Origin of the sequence: Paenibacillus sp. GP183, assembly GCF_900104695.1 — a bacterium.
Classification (GTDB): Bacteria; Bacillota; Bacilli; order Paenibacillales; family NBRC-103111; genus Paenibacillus_AI.
Window position 1 is genome coordinate 3075630 of record NZ_FNSW01000001.1, and the last position, 18002, is coordinate 3093631.

The following is an 18002-nucleotide window of genomic DNA, read 5'->3' on the forward strand; positions in this document are numbered from 1 at the left end:
ATGTTCCCATGCCTGCGCATTTTTTTACAAATACAATTTCCCCATGGGTAATCCGGATAATTGGGATTTAGCCTTGGGGCAGAAACGGAGGGGCTTATGGACCATGAACAGATTCTGAATCAAAGGCAGCTTGGTTGGCTGACAGCTTCAATCATTTCAAGCGTCGGTATGATGTTCCTGCAAAACGTATTGATTCGGATCAGTGAATCAGATGCTTGGTTGAGCTTTTTGATACCGATGATTTACATATTTCTTATTGCTGCTTTTTTCGCTTATTTAGCGAAGAGATTCCCTCGGAAGCATATTTTTGAAATTTCCATGCTGCTTTTGGGACGATGGGGAGGCACCTTCATAAATGTGTTGATGTTGTTCCATTTCTGGATGATCCTTATGCGTGATATTTCCTTATATTCCAAATTTACTTCTACCATTTTATTGGAGAGAACCCCTTTTGAAGTCTTGACTTTACTGCCATGCCTAGTGCTTATGTACTACGGAAGAACAAGCATCGAGGTTACTGCGCGGGTCAACGATATTTTCTATCCGCTGTTTTTTGTTTCCATTGCGATGATGCCGATTCTTTTATCCAATGAAATGTCTCCGGGACTCCTGAGACCTGCTCTCAGCATGCCGCCTCTGAACATTTTGAAAGGAAATTTTCTTGCCTTTGGCGGAGCCGGAGACGTCTTTGTGCTTGGCGCCTTCTTGCACACTTTGTCTAATTCCAATCAGATTCGCTCCTCAATCCGTCATGGTGCTTTCCTGGGTACTGGTTTACTTATTACGAGCACTTTAATGATTATCATGGTACTGGGTCCCAAGATGCCGGGCAACTTCTTATATCCGGGTTTCAATCTCGCGCAAATGGTCCAAATTACTGACTTTCTGGACAGATTGGATCTGATCATGTTAATCGTCTGGTACCCGACGCTCATGTGCAAAATGTTGACTGCCTATCTCGCTTTATTAATCGGAATCAGCAGCTTGCTGAAAGAGAGAAATTATCCGATTTTCAATAAGCCCGCCGCTTTATTTGTAGCGATCACATCTCTGTTTTCTTTTCAAAGTGCAACGGATCTTTTCTCTTACTCCAACTATAGCTCTGCTGTCATTACGCTTGGATATCAGCCTTATGTGATGATCATTTTGATGATCGCGGTTCGAACTCGCAAGCGGCAGCTTTCCGAGAATGAACAGCGCAGTGAAACTGTCCCTACAACTAAAACGAGTACAGGAAAGGCTCCCGGGTCGTGGCTGTCCCGCCTTTCTTACAAGAGCTGGCTGCGGATCAGCAACGGTTTATTGGCGCTTAGCTTCATTCTCGCAGCTATTGGGCTTTTTTATGGCCGTACCCGCCCATCTCTTGGTTTTGCATTTGCAGCAGGATATTTGTTATGTCAAGCTTTATTGATTTGGTCGACCTACAGGGAGGTTACTAAATTGAAGCAAATCGAGAAAATGAAAAACGTGCCTGCAGCAAGCGCAGACACGAATATGTAAGAACAGTTATAGCGGAGTGTTTTGGTTCATCCGGTTTTTGGCGACCTTCAGATATCCGTACATGTTCAGGTACTCGCTGTCCGGAGCAAACCGCAGCCTCATCGATCCAGCCGACTCAAGGATGTAAGGCTTAAGCGCAGCTGCACCGCCGCCGATCACATAGAAGCACTGGATATCCGGGTACTTTCTCCAGCGCTTTTTGATCATTTCGACCATGCGCTGAGCGGCTCTGCGGAAGTAAAGATCAACAATCGGCCGAATATCGACCTGGCCTTCTCCCACAAGCTGAATCGTATATTCCCGATTCTTGATTCGCTGCACCAGCTTCGCCCGGCTCGGGAACGCATACCCATATGCATCCTCAACGTCGCGTATGATCGAGTCCAGGTAAGTGGCTATGCCGATTTGCTCACCGTGGCTAAAATGATTGTCGATGGCCATCCGCTTCACCACCGGGAAATCGGTGGTCAGCGCGCCAATCTCACACACGCCGATAACCCCATAATAAATCTCTTCATCCTTCACCTGCAAGCTGTCGTGAGTGGCAAGATGGAACAACGCAGCCGCGCCTTCTATGGAAATCACGGATTTGCGTATGCACACTTTAATCTTGCGGTTCTTCAGCTGCGGCGTTGAAAGGAATGTCACTTCATGCTCGCCGACCAGACGCTGCTCGAACTGCTGATTGTACTTGGCATAAGCGCGAACCGGAAGGCCGGTGCCGAGAAAATATTCAATTTCATCGGTATTGCCATAGTTTCCGCTATTGTAGGCTTGGCTCATCAGACCTTGATAAGCCAGCGCCGTTAGCGCGACGATCAGCGCCTGTTCGGAAAGTGCCTTATTATCGCTTTCTTCCAGCTCTACATTATCTTCATGTTCCATCGCCAGCACGCCTACGAAATAACGTTGATTGCTTTGCGCCAATGCATGGCTATGTATCATCACATCCAACGCATTGAGCGCTGAATCTTCTTCTTGTAAAATATGCCTTTCATATCCCGGAGCCACAATGTTCGGAATTACCAAGGGCTCTCTGGATCCATCAAGAACCAGCTTTATGCTGTCGTTACCTATATCAATTCCTGCCAGCTTAATCATATATTCCTCCTTGTGTTATACCGTAAGTCATCTATGTATAACTAAGTAATTTCGCTTATTTTGCAGAAAATCCTTCCTGCTTCAGCTTTTTTTTCGCAATTTGTCGGGACAGGGAGGTTTCTTGACGAATAATGGCGAATACTCATAGAGTTGCTTATGCCAAAATCAACCAAGAGAGAGGGAACCCATGAATCTGAAGTGGACTAAAAAGAAGCTGACAGTCGTAGTTATCCCTGATGTCAACCAAGCTGTTGTCAGACTTCGCATTCCGAATTTCTTGCCCTACGCTGCCGCCGTCTTGCTAATAGCTTTGATCTCCATTTCTTTAACGATGTCTTACTTACATATGCATTCCCTGAGCACCGCCTACGAATTAAAGTCTGAGCTTGCTCTGATCAACAATGAACGAAACGAAACCGTAAACTCCAAGGAGCAAGCCATTAGAGAGCTGCAAAATGAAGTGATTACGCTCGCCAAACAAGCGGAACAAATGAAGACCAAGGTCGCAGAGATGAAAACGTTCGAAAGCGATTTGAAATCCATCGCCCAAATTGACAGTCCAGCTCAAGGGGGCAAGGAAACACCCGCGCCCAAGGGTGCATCCACAGCTGCGGCTATAGGTGAGGGCGGGAGCTTGATTCCGGTCACACAAGATGAGATCCTGAAGCTTGGCCAACAAACAGAGGTGGACATGGCAACACTTGGCAAAGAGATCGAAGTGCTGCGTTCGAACCTCACGGTAACCAAGCAAAAGGTTGAAGAAAAGCAAAGCTTGCTTCGGGGTACCCCGACCATTTGGCCAACGACTACAACAACCGTAACCTCCAATTTCGGCTATCGAAGGGATCCGTTCACCCAAAATCCGAGCTTTCACTCCGGTATCGATTTTGGCGCCAGAGAGAATGATCCTGTCTACGCCGCTGCGGATGGAACCATCCTCACAACAGGCTCAGACAGCGCCCATGGCAATAACATTGTGATCCAACATCCTGGCAGCATCCGTACATGGTATATGCATTTGAATAAAATCAATGTTCATGTTGGCGACAACGTAAGCAAGGGACAAACAATTGGCCTTGTTGGCTCTACAGGAAGAAGCACAGGACCACATCTTCATTATGAAGTTATCAAAAATGGAACCAGTATAGATCCGACTCCCTATTTACAATCACTCAGAAAGGATGATCGATAATGTTTAAGAAAAAAGATTCACCTATTAATCCGAATACGACAGACACCTTGATCGGTGAAGGCTCAGTATTCGAAGGTCGCATACGCTCCGAAGCAAGCATTCGTATAGAAGGCCATATCACCGGAGACATTGAATGCGCCGGAGATGTCATTGTTGGCGAGAAGGGCGTTGTCAAATCGAATATTTCGGCCAGAGATATCATTATTGGTGGCAGCGTTCATGGTAATATGGTGACCAAGGGGAAGCTGACCATCACCTCCACTGGCTTGCTTCATGGCAACACAAACGCCGCTTCATTTATTATCGAGGAAGGTGCAGTCTTCCAAGGCAGCAGCAAAATGGAGCCGAAAACCGCCAATAGCGGATCTTCTTCCCATGACACTGAGTCAGGCAATGGTAACAAGCCCTTTTCCGCTCCTGGAGGCTATAACGGAAATTCTGTCGCGCTTTAAAACCCACACACATCCACTCGTTGAAACTGCCTGCAGCATGATATAATTAAAGCAATCGGCATGGATAGGAGATAGATGAGATGAAAGAACAGACGATCCTTTTTGATCTGGACGATACCTTGATTCACTGCAACAAATATTTTGATTATGTCATCGAACAATTTGCGCAGATTATGGCCTCTTGGTTTAAAGATTTCGACCTTAAAGCCGAAGACATCAAGCAAAAGCAGCTCGAAATTGACCTGATAGGCGTCAACCTTCATGGCTTTTTGGCCAATCGATTTCCGGAATCCTTCGTTGAGACCTACCGCTGGTTCTCGTCGCATTACAAACGCCTCATGATGCAGAAAGAAGAAGATCTGCTGCTGCAGCTCGGCCATACCGTATACGAATTTACAGCAGAGCCTTACCCCCAAATGACTGAAACCCTGGATATTCTGGCGGGGTCCGGACATCAATTGTATCTTTACACAGGCGGAGACGCATCGATTCAGATGAAGAAGGTTCAGGACACCGGGTTGGACGCCTACTTTCAGGATCGCATCTTCATCACCGTGCACAAAGACAACGAGTTCATGGAGTCCCTTTTGCGCACTCACACTTTTGACCGCAACCGCACATGGATGGTCGGCAATTCCATTCGTACCGATGTGCTTCCCGCGCTGCATGCCGGCATTCATTCCATCTACATTCCCGCCCCAGTAGAGTGGCAGTATAATGTGGTAGATATTGACATCGCACCCAAAGGCGCCTTTTACCAGCTGCCTTCCCTGCAGGAAGTACCTGACGCGATTGGCGATTATATACAGAAAAAAGCGAGCTCCCTTTAAGCATTTAGGGAATTCGCTTTTTTTTGTGTTCAGACTGGCAAGAAGATTTATGCGGCTACATCACGTTTCTTGAAAATGCTCCAGGAAAGAACATTAAAGATAACGAAGTAAACGATAAGCACGGTGATAGAGAATCCCATGGACATGCCATCCCGAAGCGGTTGACCTTCCAGATATTGCGTTAGATCCGTGTTGGCAAACAGAAAATATTTGCCCCAGCTGTAGCGCATTAGCAGCATGGCGATCACTTGTCCTGCAAACATGATAAAGATACTGATCCCAATGGCCAATGAAGCACTTCTGAAAACGGTAGAGATCATGAAGGCAAGAGTTACAACCATCACAAGCTCAACCAGCTTATAGGCATAAGTAGTAAACACATGGAACACCAAATTGCTTTCATGAACCGTACCGCTTGAATCGACACTCAAGAAAGGCATGCCTATATCATGAAATCCATTTAAAATTCCATTCACAAGTACGGCGCTTATAAATAAAGTGAGAAGTAACACAAGCGCAAAGAGCAGAGTGCTTATATACTTCGACAGCAAAATTTTGCTCCTGCTGGCCGGGCGTATCAAGAGAAGCTTAATCGTACCCCAAGTGAACTCTCCAGCAACCATATCACCGCAAATGATGACTGTGAAAAGAGTTATAATTTGCACCAGATTGGCCGCGTTCATCACTCCGCCCCAAAGTGTAGTTTGCATCGAGGGAATGTTGTGCTCAAGCGAGTATTGGTCTAGCTTGAGGGCTTTTTCGATTTCTGCCCTGGCTGTTCTCGGCAAGTTCGGATCCTGCAATTGTTTTTGGTTTTCTTGAATGGATTGCTGGTAATTCGATTTCCAATCGGCCTTGCTGTTATTTCCCCTGTCATAATGGCCCAAAATGGATACCATGCAGCAAAAAGCAACGAGCAGCAGCAATAAAATCCAGGTTCGCAATCTGCGGTACACTTTCATATTTTCATTTTTCACAAGATTAAGCAATTTGATCACTTCCCGTCATTTCCAGGAATTTGTCCTCGAGTGTTTTCGAAGTCGCTTGAATGCTGTAAACCTTGATGCCTGCCTGAACCAAAAGCTTATTCACTTCTGCGATTTGTTCCTTTTCCAGTAGGAGCAGGATGCGGTTCCCTTGAACGGCTATGTTCAGTTCCTGCATCATTTTATCCAAATGCTCTTTCGCCGTCTGTGCCTGATCAACCTCAAACATCACTTCTGCCATCCCGTCTTCCCCATATTCCTTGATCAGGCGCACGTCGATGAGCTTGCCGTTTTGAATGATCGCCACCCTGTCGCACATAAGCTCCATCTCGGAAAGCAGGTGACTGGATACAATGACGGAAATCCCATCCTCGCGAGTCAGCTTCCGAAGGTGATCCCTCAGTTCTCGAATTCCTGCCGGATCCAACCCATTGGTAGGTTCGTCCAGAATCAGCACAGAGGGCTTGTGGAGCAAGGCCTGCGCAATTCCGAGCCTCTGGCGCATGCCGAGCGAATAGGTTTTGACTTTGTCATCGATTCGATTTTCCATCATGACCAGGGAAACTACTTCTTCTATTCGTTCTTTGGTAACGCCTGGAATCATCCGTGCATAATGGACTAAATTTTGATATCCTGTGAGAAATTTGTACATCTCCGGATTTTCAACGATTGCCCCTACATGGCGGATGGCTTTTTCAAAATCTGTGCGGATGGAGTTCCCTCCAATCCATATATCACCGGAGGTTATCGACATAAGGCCAACCATCATGCGAATGGTCGTGGTCTTTCCTGCACCATTGGGACCCAGAAATCCGAATACTTCTCCGGGCGGCACATCGAAGCTAAGCTTGTCAATAATCGTTTTACTGCCGATTCGTTTGGTTATTTCCCGGATTTGAACGATCGGTGTTATCTTTGAGCTGGACATACTTTCTCTCCTTCATGACTGCGCTAATAAGTTTCAATGTAATCAGCATACCAAGATTGACAAAAAGTTCCTAGTGAAACGGGTCATAAAAAGTCATAGCAAAAGTCATAACGCTCATATGACCTGAAACACTACTCGAACCTGGGAATATTAGATACAATAGCATAAAGCGTTATGATAACCTGCTAAGGAGATCCATGATGGTCCAAAGAAAACAATTTGAATGGGTAGACTGGTCATTATTTGCTATCTTTATTGGTTCGTTTGCCGTTAATGTTCTTTTTATGGCAACTTCACCAAAGGAGTTTGAGCATACCACCACACAGTTTTTACTCGGGGCTTTCACTGCAGCCTTCGCTTTCCCGATGATTTTTTGGCGGCCGAATTATGTGAATCCTGTATGGTTTCCGGTTGCAGTCCTGCTTTCCATTGGCTCTGTTCAGCTTTATTTGACTTGGCTTACCCAGGTGAGCTACGGTATCCTATATTGTCCCTTGATTGTTGTCGGATACTTGTCCGACCGTAAGAATGCCTGGTGGACAGCTCCAGTCTTCATCTTGGGCTTTCCGATTGCTTCCTTTTTTCTGATTCACGGTGGACCTACACTGATAGGCTTTGTCTTCAGCATCGTCAACGGGACGCTTTTCTTCGGGATCGGGCTTGGAATACAACGATTCCAAAATACGATCGACAAGTCGAAAAAGCTGCTTCAAGAAAATCAGTACCAATATCAGCTTATCCACCAGCAAAATAAAGTATTGGAGCAGTATGCGAATCAAATTGAATACCAGACTCTCGTGGAAGAGCGGAATCGAATGGCTCGTGAGCTTCATGATACCGTAGGGCATACTTTTACCTCCGTCATTATGGGGATGGACGCAGTCTCCTATTTAATTGAAGCCTCTCCGCAAAAAGCGTTGGAAAGGCTGGATATTCTTCGTCATGTAACACGCAATGGTTTGGAAGAGGTGCGGCGCACCATTCATCAGATGGCTCCCGTAGGTGACGATTTGCTGCTCTCCTTGCAGCTGGCCGGACTGGTCAATGAGTTTGCTTTACATACGGGAACAAAAGTACATGTGGAGACGAGAGGAACCGAATATGATCTGCCCAAGCAGACGAAGCTTACTTTTATCCGCTGTTTGCAAGAGGCCCTCACCAATGCCAAGCGGCATGGCAGCGCTTCTACCGTTCATGTGGTGCTGATCTTCCAAGCCAACCGGGTTGAACTCAGCATCGAAGATGACGGAGAGGGAACTAATGAATTTAAAGCAGGCTTTGGCATCACCTCCATGCAAGAGAGGATTTCCGCATTACAAGGCATGCTTCATGTGAAATCCGCATCAGGGAGAGGAACGACCGTGGTGTGCTCAATTCCAACTCGTCTTGAGGCATACCGTGAGGCATAACCACAGGCATTTACGGTGTCAAGCTAGCTAGCTTGGACAGCGTTTAAATAGCTGAATTCGTTCCATAATGATACAATAAGAGAAGAACACGCAAGGGGGATACCATGAAAGAGATCAAGCTGCTGTTGGTCGATGACCAGGATTTAATCAGAGAGAGCCTGCATATAGTACTGGACATGGATCCCGAGATTAAAGTCGTGGGATTAGCGGAAAATGGTGCTGTCGCTTTGTCCCTCTGTGAGGATGATCAGCCTGATGTCGTTTTGATGGATATTCACATGCCGGTCATGGATGGTGTGGAAGCAACTCGACAACTTAAAACCAGATGGCCTCAAATTCGCGTTATCATCCTGACCACCTTTCAGGAAGTCAATTATGTGGTGGATGCTCTAGGTGCAGGAGCGGAAGGATATTTGCTCAAAGCCATACACCCCAAGGATCTTGCTGCTGGTATCAAATGGGTAAGCCAAGGCGGTACACTGATTCCTCAGGACGTCGCCAAGCTGCTTGTAAAGCAGCTGCAAGATGATAGGGCCCAGGGCTCTGCCGGGGGAACCGTGCAAGCAGCCTCAAGCTCGGGCGATGCCGCCATCCGTTCAGAGGCTTATGGACTTAGCGACCGTGAGCAGCAGGTTCTGCAGTGTATCTCAGATGGACTGAACAACAAAGAAATAGCGGAAAAGCTCTATCTCTCGGAAGGGACCGTCAAGAATTACATCTCCAGCATCTATTCCAAAATGGATGTCAGGGATCGCATTCATGCCTCCCGCAAAGCTCACGATGAAGGCATGCTGTGACAAGCAGATTATGGCATGCTGCGAAGCTGTAAAGTGGCGATTTGCGGCGATGGCGATATAGTGTTGAGTCTCCCGAGATAAAGGATACCTGGTTGCGATAAGATATACATAACTAAGGGTTGTCCCTCAGCTAAATTTATAGCTTTAGGGACAACCCTTTTACTAGATTTCATGGATGAATACAATTAGTCCAGCATTTTTTGAAGGAGTGATTTTTTCTTTTTGCGGTTCCGACCATAGCTTTCAATGCGGGAGAACGTTCCGGGCTCCGGAGTGGGAGGCACAACCGTTTCAATCGCGGTCGAGGCATGAGCAGCCGCAGCTTCCATCAAAGCTGTTTGCTGCTGGATCTGATACTCAAGCGCTTCAATTCGAAGAGTTAAAGATGAGACAGCTTCTTGAAGACGCGTAATGACAGCTTGATTCAAAGCTGCTGCAGTTTCCTCGGAAGTCTTTTCGTCAGTTCCGGCGCTGCTGACTTCATCATCGCCGCTCACAAAAGCTTCTTTTGCTCCCAACTGTTCTCTTTCCTCTGGCGTCAATAAGGCATTCAACTCAGCGGCAGTTATGAGATTCTCGCTTTTCATGGGTTCACCCCTGTCCATTCCATTGGGCTGCCAAGCTTTAAGCGAGCCCTATGGTCCTATTGTACCTCATAATTCATAAATATTCACTGTATTTGCTCATGAATAAGGATGATTAATGGAACCCCCCTGAGGCTCTGACGAGCAGAGGATCTTAATTTGCCGTTTAATATTTAATAAGGTTAAACTCAGGTTTAATGACTCCAAAGTCATTATTTTTCCCAATTCTTTTTGTGCAGCGTGCTACAGTGATCCCAATGTCCTAATTCGGAAGGTTTGGTTCACTAGTAATGAGCTTTCGATCACTATGGCAAGTCACATTAAGATTATGCTGAAAAATACTGAGGCTAGGTTTATTGATTGTGAGTTTAACCTCATTAACCATTAATTGCCGATCAATACAGCCAACAAATGGCAGCCTCAGAAGAGGTGTTAATGTTTCCTACGTGATGGGAAACAGCGCTATTGTGATTTAAATCATAAAAAAGAAAGACCATCGATACTTTCTCGACAGTCCCGGGTGCCCGCCTGGGGGCTGTAGCCCGTTCGGGCTCTCTGGAATGATTTATGAATTATGGAAGATTGCTTGAGCCCATCAAGTAACGGTCTACTTCACGAGCTGCCTCACGGCCCTCATTGATTGCCCATACGACAAGGCTTTGGCCCCGGCGCATATCTCCGGCTGCGAAAATGCCTTTCACGTTCGTAGCGAATTTGCCATGCTCCGCTTTGGCATTGGAGCGCTCATCCTTCTCTACTCCAAGCTGATCGAGAACTGTATTCTCCGGTCCCATGAAGCCCATGGCGAGCAGCACCAATTGTGCTGGGTAGACCTTCTCGCTGCCCGGAACTTCTGCTGGTACGAAGCGGCCTTGGTCGTCTTTCTTCCACTCGACCAGTACCGTATGCAGCTCCTTTACGTGCCCATTCTCATCTCCCACGAATTTCTTCGTGTTGATGAGATACTGGCGCGGGTCTTGACCCTGCAGTGCAGCCGCTTCCTCTTGGCCGTAATCCATTTTATATACCTTCGGCCATTCCGGCCAAGGATTGTTTGCCGCTCTTGTATCCGGAGCTTTAGCCATGATCTCAAACTGCGTAACACTGTTTGCTTTATGGCGAAGCGATGTGCCGATGCAGTCGGTACCGGTGTCGCCGCCGCCGATGACGATCACATCTTTGCCTGCAGCCGAGATGAATTGTCCATCCTGATGCTTGGAATCGAGCAAACTCTTTGTGTTTTTGCTAAGGAATTCCATCGCCAGATGGATTCCCTTCAAGTCTCTGCCTTCGATCGACAGATCACGGCCCTTAGTGGCTCCGCCGCAAAGCACTATAGCATCGAATTCTTCTTGCAGCTTCTCAACCGGATAGTTGACACCGATATGCGCGCCTGTGACGAAGGTTACACCTTCTGCCTCAAGTAAATCTACACGGCGCTGTACATATTTCTTGTCCAGCTTCATATTCGGAATGCCATACATCAGCAGTCCGCCAATGCGATCCGCCCGCTCATACACGGTCACCCAATGACCGGCTTTGTTTAACTGTGCAGCAGCAGCCAGTCCCGATGGACCTGAACCGACTACGGCTACCTTCTTGCCGGTCCGAATTTCCGGAGGCTCCGGTACGACCCAGCCCTCGGAGAACCCTTTATCAATGATAGCTTTCTCAATGCTTTTGATAGTCACCGGTGTATCATTCAGGCCTACCGTACAGGAGCCTTCACATGGAGCCGGACACACACGACCCGTAAACTCGGGAAAATTGTTCGTCTTATGCAGACGATCCAGCGCCTCTCTCCATTGTCCGCGATACACCAAATCATTCCACTCGGGAATCAGGTTATTGATGGGGCAGCCGGCAGCCATGCCGCTGATCAGCTTGCCCGTGTGGCAAAATGGAATGCCGCAATCCATGCATCTTGCGCCCTGCGTTTGCAGCTTATCGTCCGGCAGAGGGGTGGTGAACTCCTTCCAGTGGCTGACACGCAAAAGCGGAGAGGCATCGGTTGCTACTTCACGATTATATTCCATAAATCCGGTAGGTTTACCCACTGTGCTTCTTCCTCCTTAGAGTTTTGCTTTAGCAAAACTTACTTCGTAAGCGTAATCTTGAGTTTTGCTTTAGCAAAACTTACTTCGTAAGCATTAACTGTATAAATAGATAATGGCATTAATTTCCACCAACACGGGAGACATCCTTCATGTTCTCTTCAAAAGCGACCATGACGGCTTCCTGCTGGCTGAGCCCGGAACGTTTAACCTTCTCAATCGCATTAAACATGCGCTTGTAATCCTTCGGAATGACCTTCACGAACTTCCATACATATTCGTCCCAGTGGTTCAAAACACGGTGTGCCACTTCACTGTCGGTGAAGGTGGCATGATGCTGAATCATCGTTTTCAGTTCATTCATCTCAAAAGCTTCTTCCAGCTGCTCAAGGAAAACCATTTCCTTATTCGCTTTGCTGCTGAAATCGCCTTTCTCGTCAAGCACGTAAGCCGTGCCGCCGGACATCCCTGCGGCAAAGTTACGCCCTGTAGGGCCAAGAACAACGACACGGCCGCCTGTCATATATTCACAGCCATGATCGCCAACGCCTTCAACTACAGCGCGTACACCACTGTTACGGACGCAGAAGCGTTCACCAGCTCTACCGCGGATATATGCTTCGCCATCTGTAGCCCCGTAGAAAGCGGTGTTCCCGATAATCACGTTATCTTCGGGAACGAAGGTGGATTTGTGAGGCGGGAAGATCGCAAGCTTCCCTCCGGATAAGCCTTTGCCGACGTAGTCGTTGGAATCTCCTTCGAGCGACAGTGTAATGCCCTTCGGCACGAAGGCTCCAAAACTTTGACCGGCAGAGCCGTTAAAGTGGATGCGGATCGTATCGTGAGGCAGCCCTTCCGCACCGTACCGGCGAGTGACTTCACTGCCGAGAATCGTGCCCACCACACGGTTGATGTTGTGAATCGGCAGAATCGCATTCACATGCTGCTTGTGCTCAAGCGCAGGGGCAGCAATGTCGAGCAGCTGCGTCATATCCAGGGAGCGCTCGAGGCGGTGGTCCTGCTTCATTTGACAGAAACGGCCTACCTCGTCGCCGACATTCGGTTGGTACAGAAGCGGCGCTAGATCGATGCCTTTGGCTTTCCAATGCGCGATGGCTTGTTTGGTTTCAAGCACATCCGTGCGCCCTATCATCTCTTCTATCGTGCGGAAACCCAGCTCCGCCATAAGTTCACGCACATCCTGCGCGATAAAATTCATAAAGTTCACGACATGCTCCGGGTCGCCGGCAAATTTCTTGCGCAGTTCCGGATTTTGGGTGGCTACCCCTACCGGGCATGTGTCCAAATGGCACACGCGCATCATGATACAGCCCAAAGTAATCAGCGGAGTTGTGGCAAAACCGAACTCCTCGGCACCCAGCAGCGCAGCGACAACCACATCGCGGCCCGTCATCAGCTTGCCGTCGGTTTCGACGGTGATGCGGCTGCGCAGGTTGTTCAGCACCAACGTCTGGTGCGTCTCGGCCAGCCCAAGCTCCCAAGGCAACCCCGCATGGCGGATGCTTGTCTGCGGGGAAGCACCGGTGCCGCCGTCGTAGCCGCTGATCAGGACAACGTCAGCCTTGCCTTTGGCTACACCAGCAGCAATCGTGCCTACACCCACTTCCGATACCAGCTTGACGCTGATCCGGGCGCGCGGGTTGGCATTTTTGAGATCGTGGATCAGCTCCGCCAAATCCTCGATCGAATAAATATCGTGATGCGGCGGCGGGGAGATCAGCCCCACACCGGGGGTAACGCCGCGGACTTCCGCGACCCAAGGGTACACCTTGGAGCCCGGAAGCTGTCCGCCTTCACCCGGCTTGGCGCCCTGCGCCATCTTGATCTGAATCTCGTCCGCATTGACGAGATAGTTGCTCGTCACGCCGAAGCGTCCGGACGCGACCTGCTTGATGGCGCTGCGGCGCAGATCCCCGTTCTCGTCCCGAATGAAACGGTCCGAGCTCTCGCCGCCTTCGCCGGTATTGCTCTTCCCGCCGATGCGGTTCATCGCAATCGCAATAGCTTCATGCGCTTCCTTGCTGATGGAGCCATAGGACATGGCTCCCGTCTTGAAGCGCTTGAAGATCGAAGCCGCCGATTCGACCTCTTCCACGGGAATCGGCTGGCGTCCGCCCTTAAAGCTGAGCAAGCCGCGCAGCGCCATATGCTTCTCGGAATCGCGCTGAATGAATTTGACGAAATTTTTGTACAGCGCGTAGTTATTAGTTCTTACTGCAGTTTGCAGCGCATGAATCGTTTCCGGCGTATAGAGATGCTCTTCGCCGTCTTTGCGCCACTGCAGATCACCTCCTGTATCGAGAACGCGGTCAACGCCTTCCTGCTCGGAGTAAGCGCGCTGATGGCGGAGTACACTCTCTCTCGCAACCACATCGATACCGATTCCGCCAACAGGTGTATAGGTCCAGGTGAAATATTGATCCACAAGCTCTTGGCTGAGTCCGATAGCTTCAAAAATTTGCGCACCGCGGTAGCTTTGGATCGTAGAGATGCCCATTTTGGCCAAAACCTTCACGACGCCTTTGGTGACCGCCTTGATATAATTGTAAACAGCCTTTTCATGATCCATGCCCACAAGCATATTGCGGCGGATCATATCGTCCAGCGACTCCAAGGCTAGATAAGGATTAATCGCACTTGCGCCATAGCCGAGCAAGAGGGCAAAATGGTGCACTTCACGAGGCTCACCGGATTCGATGAGCAAGCTCACTTTAGTCCGTGTCCCTTCGCGGATTAAATGATGATGCAAGCCCGAGGTCGCAAGCAGCGCCGGAATGGCTGCATTTATCTCGTCTACACCGCGATCCGTGAGGATCAACAGGTTGGCGCCATCCTGGATGGCTTGATCGGCTTCTTCATAAAGAGCAGCCATGGACTTCTCTAAGCCTTCAACACCCTTGGAAGCTATGAACAGCATCGGCAGGGTTACCGTCTTGAAGCCATCACGGTTTAAATGACGCAGCTTGGCTAATTCCTCATTTGTCAAAAACGGCGATTTAAGCCGAATTTGGCGGCAGCTCTCCGGTTCCGGATGAATCAAGTTCCGCTCAGGTCCAATGGTTGTGCCTTGCGCAGTAATAATTTCTTCAAAGTTAGCATCAATCGGCGGATTCGTGACCTGCGCGAATAGCTGCTTGAAGTAGCTGTAAAGCAACTGCGGACGATCCGATAATACGGCAAGCGGAGCATCAGTCCCCATCGATCCGACCGGATCAACGGCGGTTTTGGCCATAGGCTCCAAGGTTTTGCGAAGCTGCTCAAACGTATAGCCAAAGGCCAGTTGGCGCTGCAGCACGGTCTCATGATCGGAACCGGGAACAGTATCCGCTTCCGGCAGATCCTCCAAGCTCACCAAGTGCTTGTCAAGCCATTCCCGATAAGGCTGTTCGCTGACGATTTTACGCTTGATTTCATCATCCGATACGATCCGGCCTTCCACAGTGTCGACAAGCAGCATGCGGCCAGGCGTCAGGCGCTCTTTGTAAAGGATTCGTTCCGGAGCAATATCAAGCACACCCACCTCGGAGGCGAGAACGATCAGATCGTCCTTCGTTACATAGTAACGGGAAGGACGCAGTCCGTTTCGGTCAAGCACAGCCCCAATGAGGCTCCCATCTGTAAAAGCAATGGCCGCAGGTCCGTCCCACGGTTCCATCAAAGTGCTGTGATATTCATAAAATGCCTTTTTGTCATCATCCATAGTTTCGTGCTTGGACCACGGCTCCGGAATCATCATCATCGCTGCGTGCGGCAGGGAACGTCCGGACAGCATGAGAAATTCCAGAGTGTTATCGAACATCTGGGAGTCTGATCCATCGGCATCAATGACCGGCAGGATGCGCTTTAAGTCTTCGCCAAACAGGTCAGATTCACAAATGGCTTGACGGGCGTGCATCCAGTTTACATTGCCGCGAAGCGTGTTGATCTCGCCGTTATGAATCAAATAGCGGTAAGGATGAGCGCGCTCCCAGCTTGGAAACGTATTCGTACTGAAGCGCGAATGCACCAGCGCCAAAGCAGATTCCACATTGGAATCTTGAAGCTCCAAATAATAAGAGTCTACTTGCTCAGGAGTCAGCATACCTTTATATACGATAGTTCTGCTAGACAAGCTGGAAAAATAAAATTGGACGTCGCTATACTGTTTAATGATTGCGTTTTCAGCAAGCCTGCGAATAATATAAAGCTTGCGTTCGAAATCCAGATTCGTTAGAACATCATCGCTTTGTCCAATAAAGGCCTGACGCACAAAAGGCTCGGCAGACTTGGCTGAATCTCCCAAAGAGCTGTTATCGACTGGAAGTGTACGCCAACCGAGGAACTGCTGGCCAGCTTCTTCGACAATCTTCTCCACAATGTTTTCGCAGACTTGGCGCTCCTGAAGATTCTGCGGCAAATAGACCATGCCTACGCCATATTGTCCTGCAGCAGGCAGCTTGATGCCGTCCTTACTGCTCACCGATTGAAAATATCGATCAGGGATCTGCATTAAAATGCCAGCGCCATCTCCTGTATTGCTTTCACTGCCCTGACCGCCGCGATGATCTAAATTGCAAAGCACGCGAAGTGCTTGCTTGACAATTTCATGTGACTTGACGCCTTTGATATTGGCCACAAACCCAATACCGCAAGCATCATGCTCAAATTGGGGATCATAGAGCCCTTGTTTGGGGGGCAATCCGCTTCTTCTCATGGTGTATCCTCTCTATCCTAATAAATTTTGTCAATGCTTTGTCCGATGTATGCTTTAAAGCGTTAAAACCTTTATGTTATAAATCCACCTATTTCCATCGAAAAAAAGGAAATCTATGTCTTCATATTTTTTATATTATATTAACACTTGAAGTACCATAGATCAATTTAAAAAAATTAGAAAATTTACTTATTGACGCTAGGCTTCTCATAGGAAGGCCTGCGTTCATCTATGACCTCGTTCACATCAAATAAAGGCAGCAATCTTTTCTTTTGATCGTGAAAAGCTATCCCGTCGATATGGCGTCGGTCCATCCTTACACTGTCCGTGCTTACCATGAGATAGGGCGCCGGCCCCACAGAACAGAACATGCGGAATCCCGAATCTAGCAGGAATGTATATTTCGGATCTCCCGGCAAAACTTTGCTGCCAAAGGGAAATATATAAATATTGGTTGGACCTATGAGGGGCTCAACTTCTTTAATCCAGCGCGACGTGTCTTTGGAAAAGCGATCGAAGGTTACTTTTGCCGCATCCAGATGCCCGTAACCATGTGAAGCAAAGGTCCATCCGGTATCTTTTAATTGTTGAATAACAGGTAAAACCGCTGCTTTATTTTTCTCAAAATCAGGCGAATTGAGTTGGTCCGTTCTGTATCCCAATATCCCCTCATACCCAGTCAGGGCGATAGTACCCTTGGCTCCATCCACCGAAAAATCAGGATGCAGCTTCACAAAATCGTCGAGGATCGGAATGATTTCATTATCGCGTGAAACGGACTCTTCACCTTGGGGCGTTACTGAGTAAGCAGCTATTTCCCCCTGTTTATCGAGGACAAGCCGAAATACATTTCCGTTTTCACGCATATACGTATAGTAGTTTAAATCATCAATGGAGAGAACGAGCGGCTTTTTGCCAGGAGGAAGCTTTAAAGATTTGGATTTGATCTCCGTTTTGCCTGCATTTTGCTTTTCCTCATATAGGGAACGGATATCAATCAGCACATACTGCTTGGCGTATAGAGAGTCCAGAATTTTTTTGAATTCTTTTACGGTAACAAACCAGTCGTCATATCCCTTGGACAGCGAATCCCCGTCAAAAGCAAGCTCTGGATAAGCGATCAATGGATGAAAAAAAATATGTTCAATCTGGCCTTCATAGGCAACCGTGGGGATTTGCGCCGGCGGCTCCACTTTCAATTCATTGCCTGGTTCAGAAGCGAGTTTGGAATTATGTTCTGTAAGCAAATCTGGCGGGATGCTCGATGGCGTTACAGACGGCGTTGGTTTTCCTGAATGGCTGTTATGAGCTGTGAACCACATGAATGAAGAGATTCCTAATGCAAGTAAACCCAACGTAAACCCGACCATTATTTTCCCGGAAAAAAATTTCATAAAACTTGCCTCCCCCAATATTATCCATTTATATAGACGCAGGGGTCCCAAGACCGGTTCA

13 protein-coding genes are annotated in these 18002 nt (G+C 48.2%); 6 read left to right on the top strand and 7 right to left on the bottom strand.

The window, feature by feature from the left end; all coding sequences use genetic code 11:
- Positions 1-96 precede the first annotated feature (96 nt).
- Entirely contained in the window at positions 97-1500 is a 1404-nt protein-coding gene (locus tag BLV33_RS15085; RefSeq protein WP_090793188.1) for a GerAB/ArcD/ProY family transporter, read from the top strand.
- A gap of 6 nt (positions 1501-1506) precedes the next feature.
- Here the strand turns inward: BLV33_RS15085 and BLV33_RS15090 are convergent, their stop codons facing one another.
- A complete protein-coding gene (locus tag BLV33_RS15090; RefSeq protein ID WP_090793193.1) occupies positions 1507-2601 on the bottom strand; it encodes a ParM/StbA family protein in 1095 nt (364 codons plus the stop codon).
- A gap of 187 nt (positions 2602-2788) precedes the next feature.
- Here BLV33_RS15090 and BLV33_RS15095 point away from each other — a divergent pair, with 187 nt between their 5' ends.
- The 3 genes from BLV33_RS15095 to BLV33_RS15105 all read left to right on the top strand — a co-directional run bounded on the left by BLV33_RS15095 (position 2789) and on the right by BLV33_RS15105 (position 5075).
- Positions 2789-3793 carry a M23 family metallopeptidase gene (locus BLV33_RS15095; RefSeq protein WP_090793196.1) on the top strand — a complete coding sequence of 335 codons (1005 nt, stop codon included), beginning with the start codon at positions 2789-2791 and terminating at the stop codon, positions 3791-3793.
- A complete protein-coding gene (locus BLV33_RS15100; RefSeq protein WP_090793201.1) occupies positions 3793-4245 on the top strand; it encodes a bactofilin family protein in 453 nt (150 codons plus the stop codon). Before BLV33_RS15095 ends, BLV33_RS15100 begins: the two co-directional genes overlap by 1 nt.
- A gap of 80 nt (positions 4246-4325) precedes the next feature.
- Positions 4326-5075, top strand: a complete 750-nt coding sequence (locus tag BLV33_RS15105; RefSeq protein WP_090793205.1) for an HAD family hydrolase — start codon at positions 4326-4328, stop codon at positions 5073-5075.
- 47 nt (positions 5076-5122) lie between these two features.
- Here BLV33_RS15105 and BLV33_RS15110 read toward each other — a convergent pair whose 3' ends face one another.
- Together BLV33_RS15110 and BLV33_RS15115 are read right to left on the bottom strand one after the other, a co-directional pair.
- The gene (locus BLV33_RS15110; RefSeq protein WP_171909169.1) at positions 5123-6073 is read right to left on the bottom strand and encodes an ABC transporter permease subunit; all 951 of its coding nucleotides are present in this window, start codon (positions 6071-6073) and stop codon (positions 5123-5125) included.
- Positions 6057-6989 carry an ABC transporter ATP-binding protein gene (locus tag BLV33_RS15115; protein ID WP_090793214.1) on the bottom strand — a complete coding sequence of 311 codons (933 nt, stop codon included), beginning with the start codon at positions 6987-6989 and terminating at the stop codon, positions 6057-6059. The genes BLV33_RS15110 and BLV33_RS15115 overlap by 17 nt, the downstream gene beginning before the upstream one ends.
- 200 nt (positions 6990-7189) lie before the next feature.
- Here BLV33_RS15115 and BLV33_RS15120 point away from each other — a divergent pair, with 200 nt between their 5' ends.
- Together BLV33_RS15120 and BLV33_RS15125 are read left to right on the top strand one after the other, a co-directional pair.
- Complete coding sequence (locus tag BLV33_RS15120; RefSeq protein ID WP_171909170.1) at positions 7190-8398, top strand: sensor histidine kinase; 1209 nt, start codon at positions 7190-7192, stop codon at positions 8396-8398.
- A 104-nt stretch (positions 8399-8502) separates the two neighbouring features.
- Positions 8503-9195 carry a response regulator gene (locus BLV33_RS15125; protein ID WP_090793221.1) on the top strand — a complete coding sequence of 231 codons (693 nt, stop codon included), beginning with the start codon at positions 8503-8505 and terminating at the stop codon, positions 9193-9195.
- 185 nt (positions 9196-9380) lie between these two features.
- On the opposite strand, the gene BLV33_RS15130 is transcribed toward BLV33_RS15125, so the two are convergent.
- The 4 genes from BLV33_RS15130 to BLV33_RS15145 all read right to left on the bottom strand — a co-directional run bounded on the left by BLV33_RS15130 (position 9381) and on the right by BLV33_RS15145 (position 17941).
- Positions 9381-9782: a hypothetical protein gene (locus BLV33_RS15130; protein WP_090793225.1), complete on the bottom strand. Its 402-nt coding sequence runs from the start codon at positions 9780-9782 to the stop codon at positions 9381-9383.
- A gap of 569 nt (positions 9783-10351) precedes the next feature.
- Complete coding sequence (locus BLV33_RS15135) at positions 10352-11836, bottom strand: glutamate synthase subunit beta (protein WP_090793230.1); 1485 nt, start codon at positions 11834-11836, stop codon at positions 10352-10354.
- A 118-nt stretch (positions 11837-11954) separates the two neighbouring features.
- Positions 11955-16547 carry a glutamate synthase large subunit gene (gltB, locus tag BLV33_RS15140; protein WP_090793232.1) on the bottom strand — a complete coding sequence of 1531 codons (4593 nt, stop codon included), beginning with the start codon at positions 16545-16547 and terminating at the stop codon, positions 11955-11957.
- Between the two features lie 185 nt (positions 16548-16732).
- Positions 16733-17941 (bottom strand): polysaccharide deacetylase family protein, encoded by a 1209-nt coding sequence (locus tag BLV33_RS15145; protein WP_090793237.1) that lies wholly within the window; start codon positions 17939-17941, stop codon positions 16733-16735.
- Positions 17942-18002: the final 61 nt, after the last annotated feature.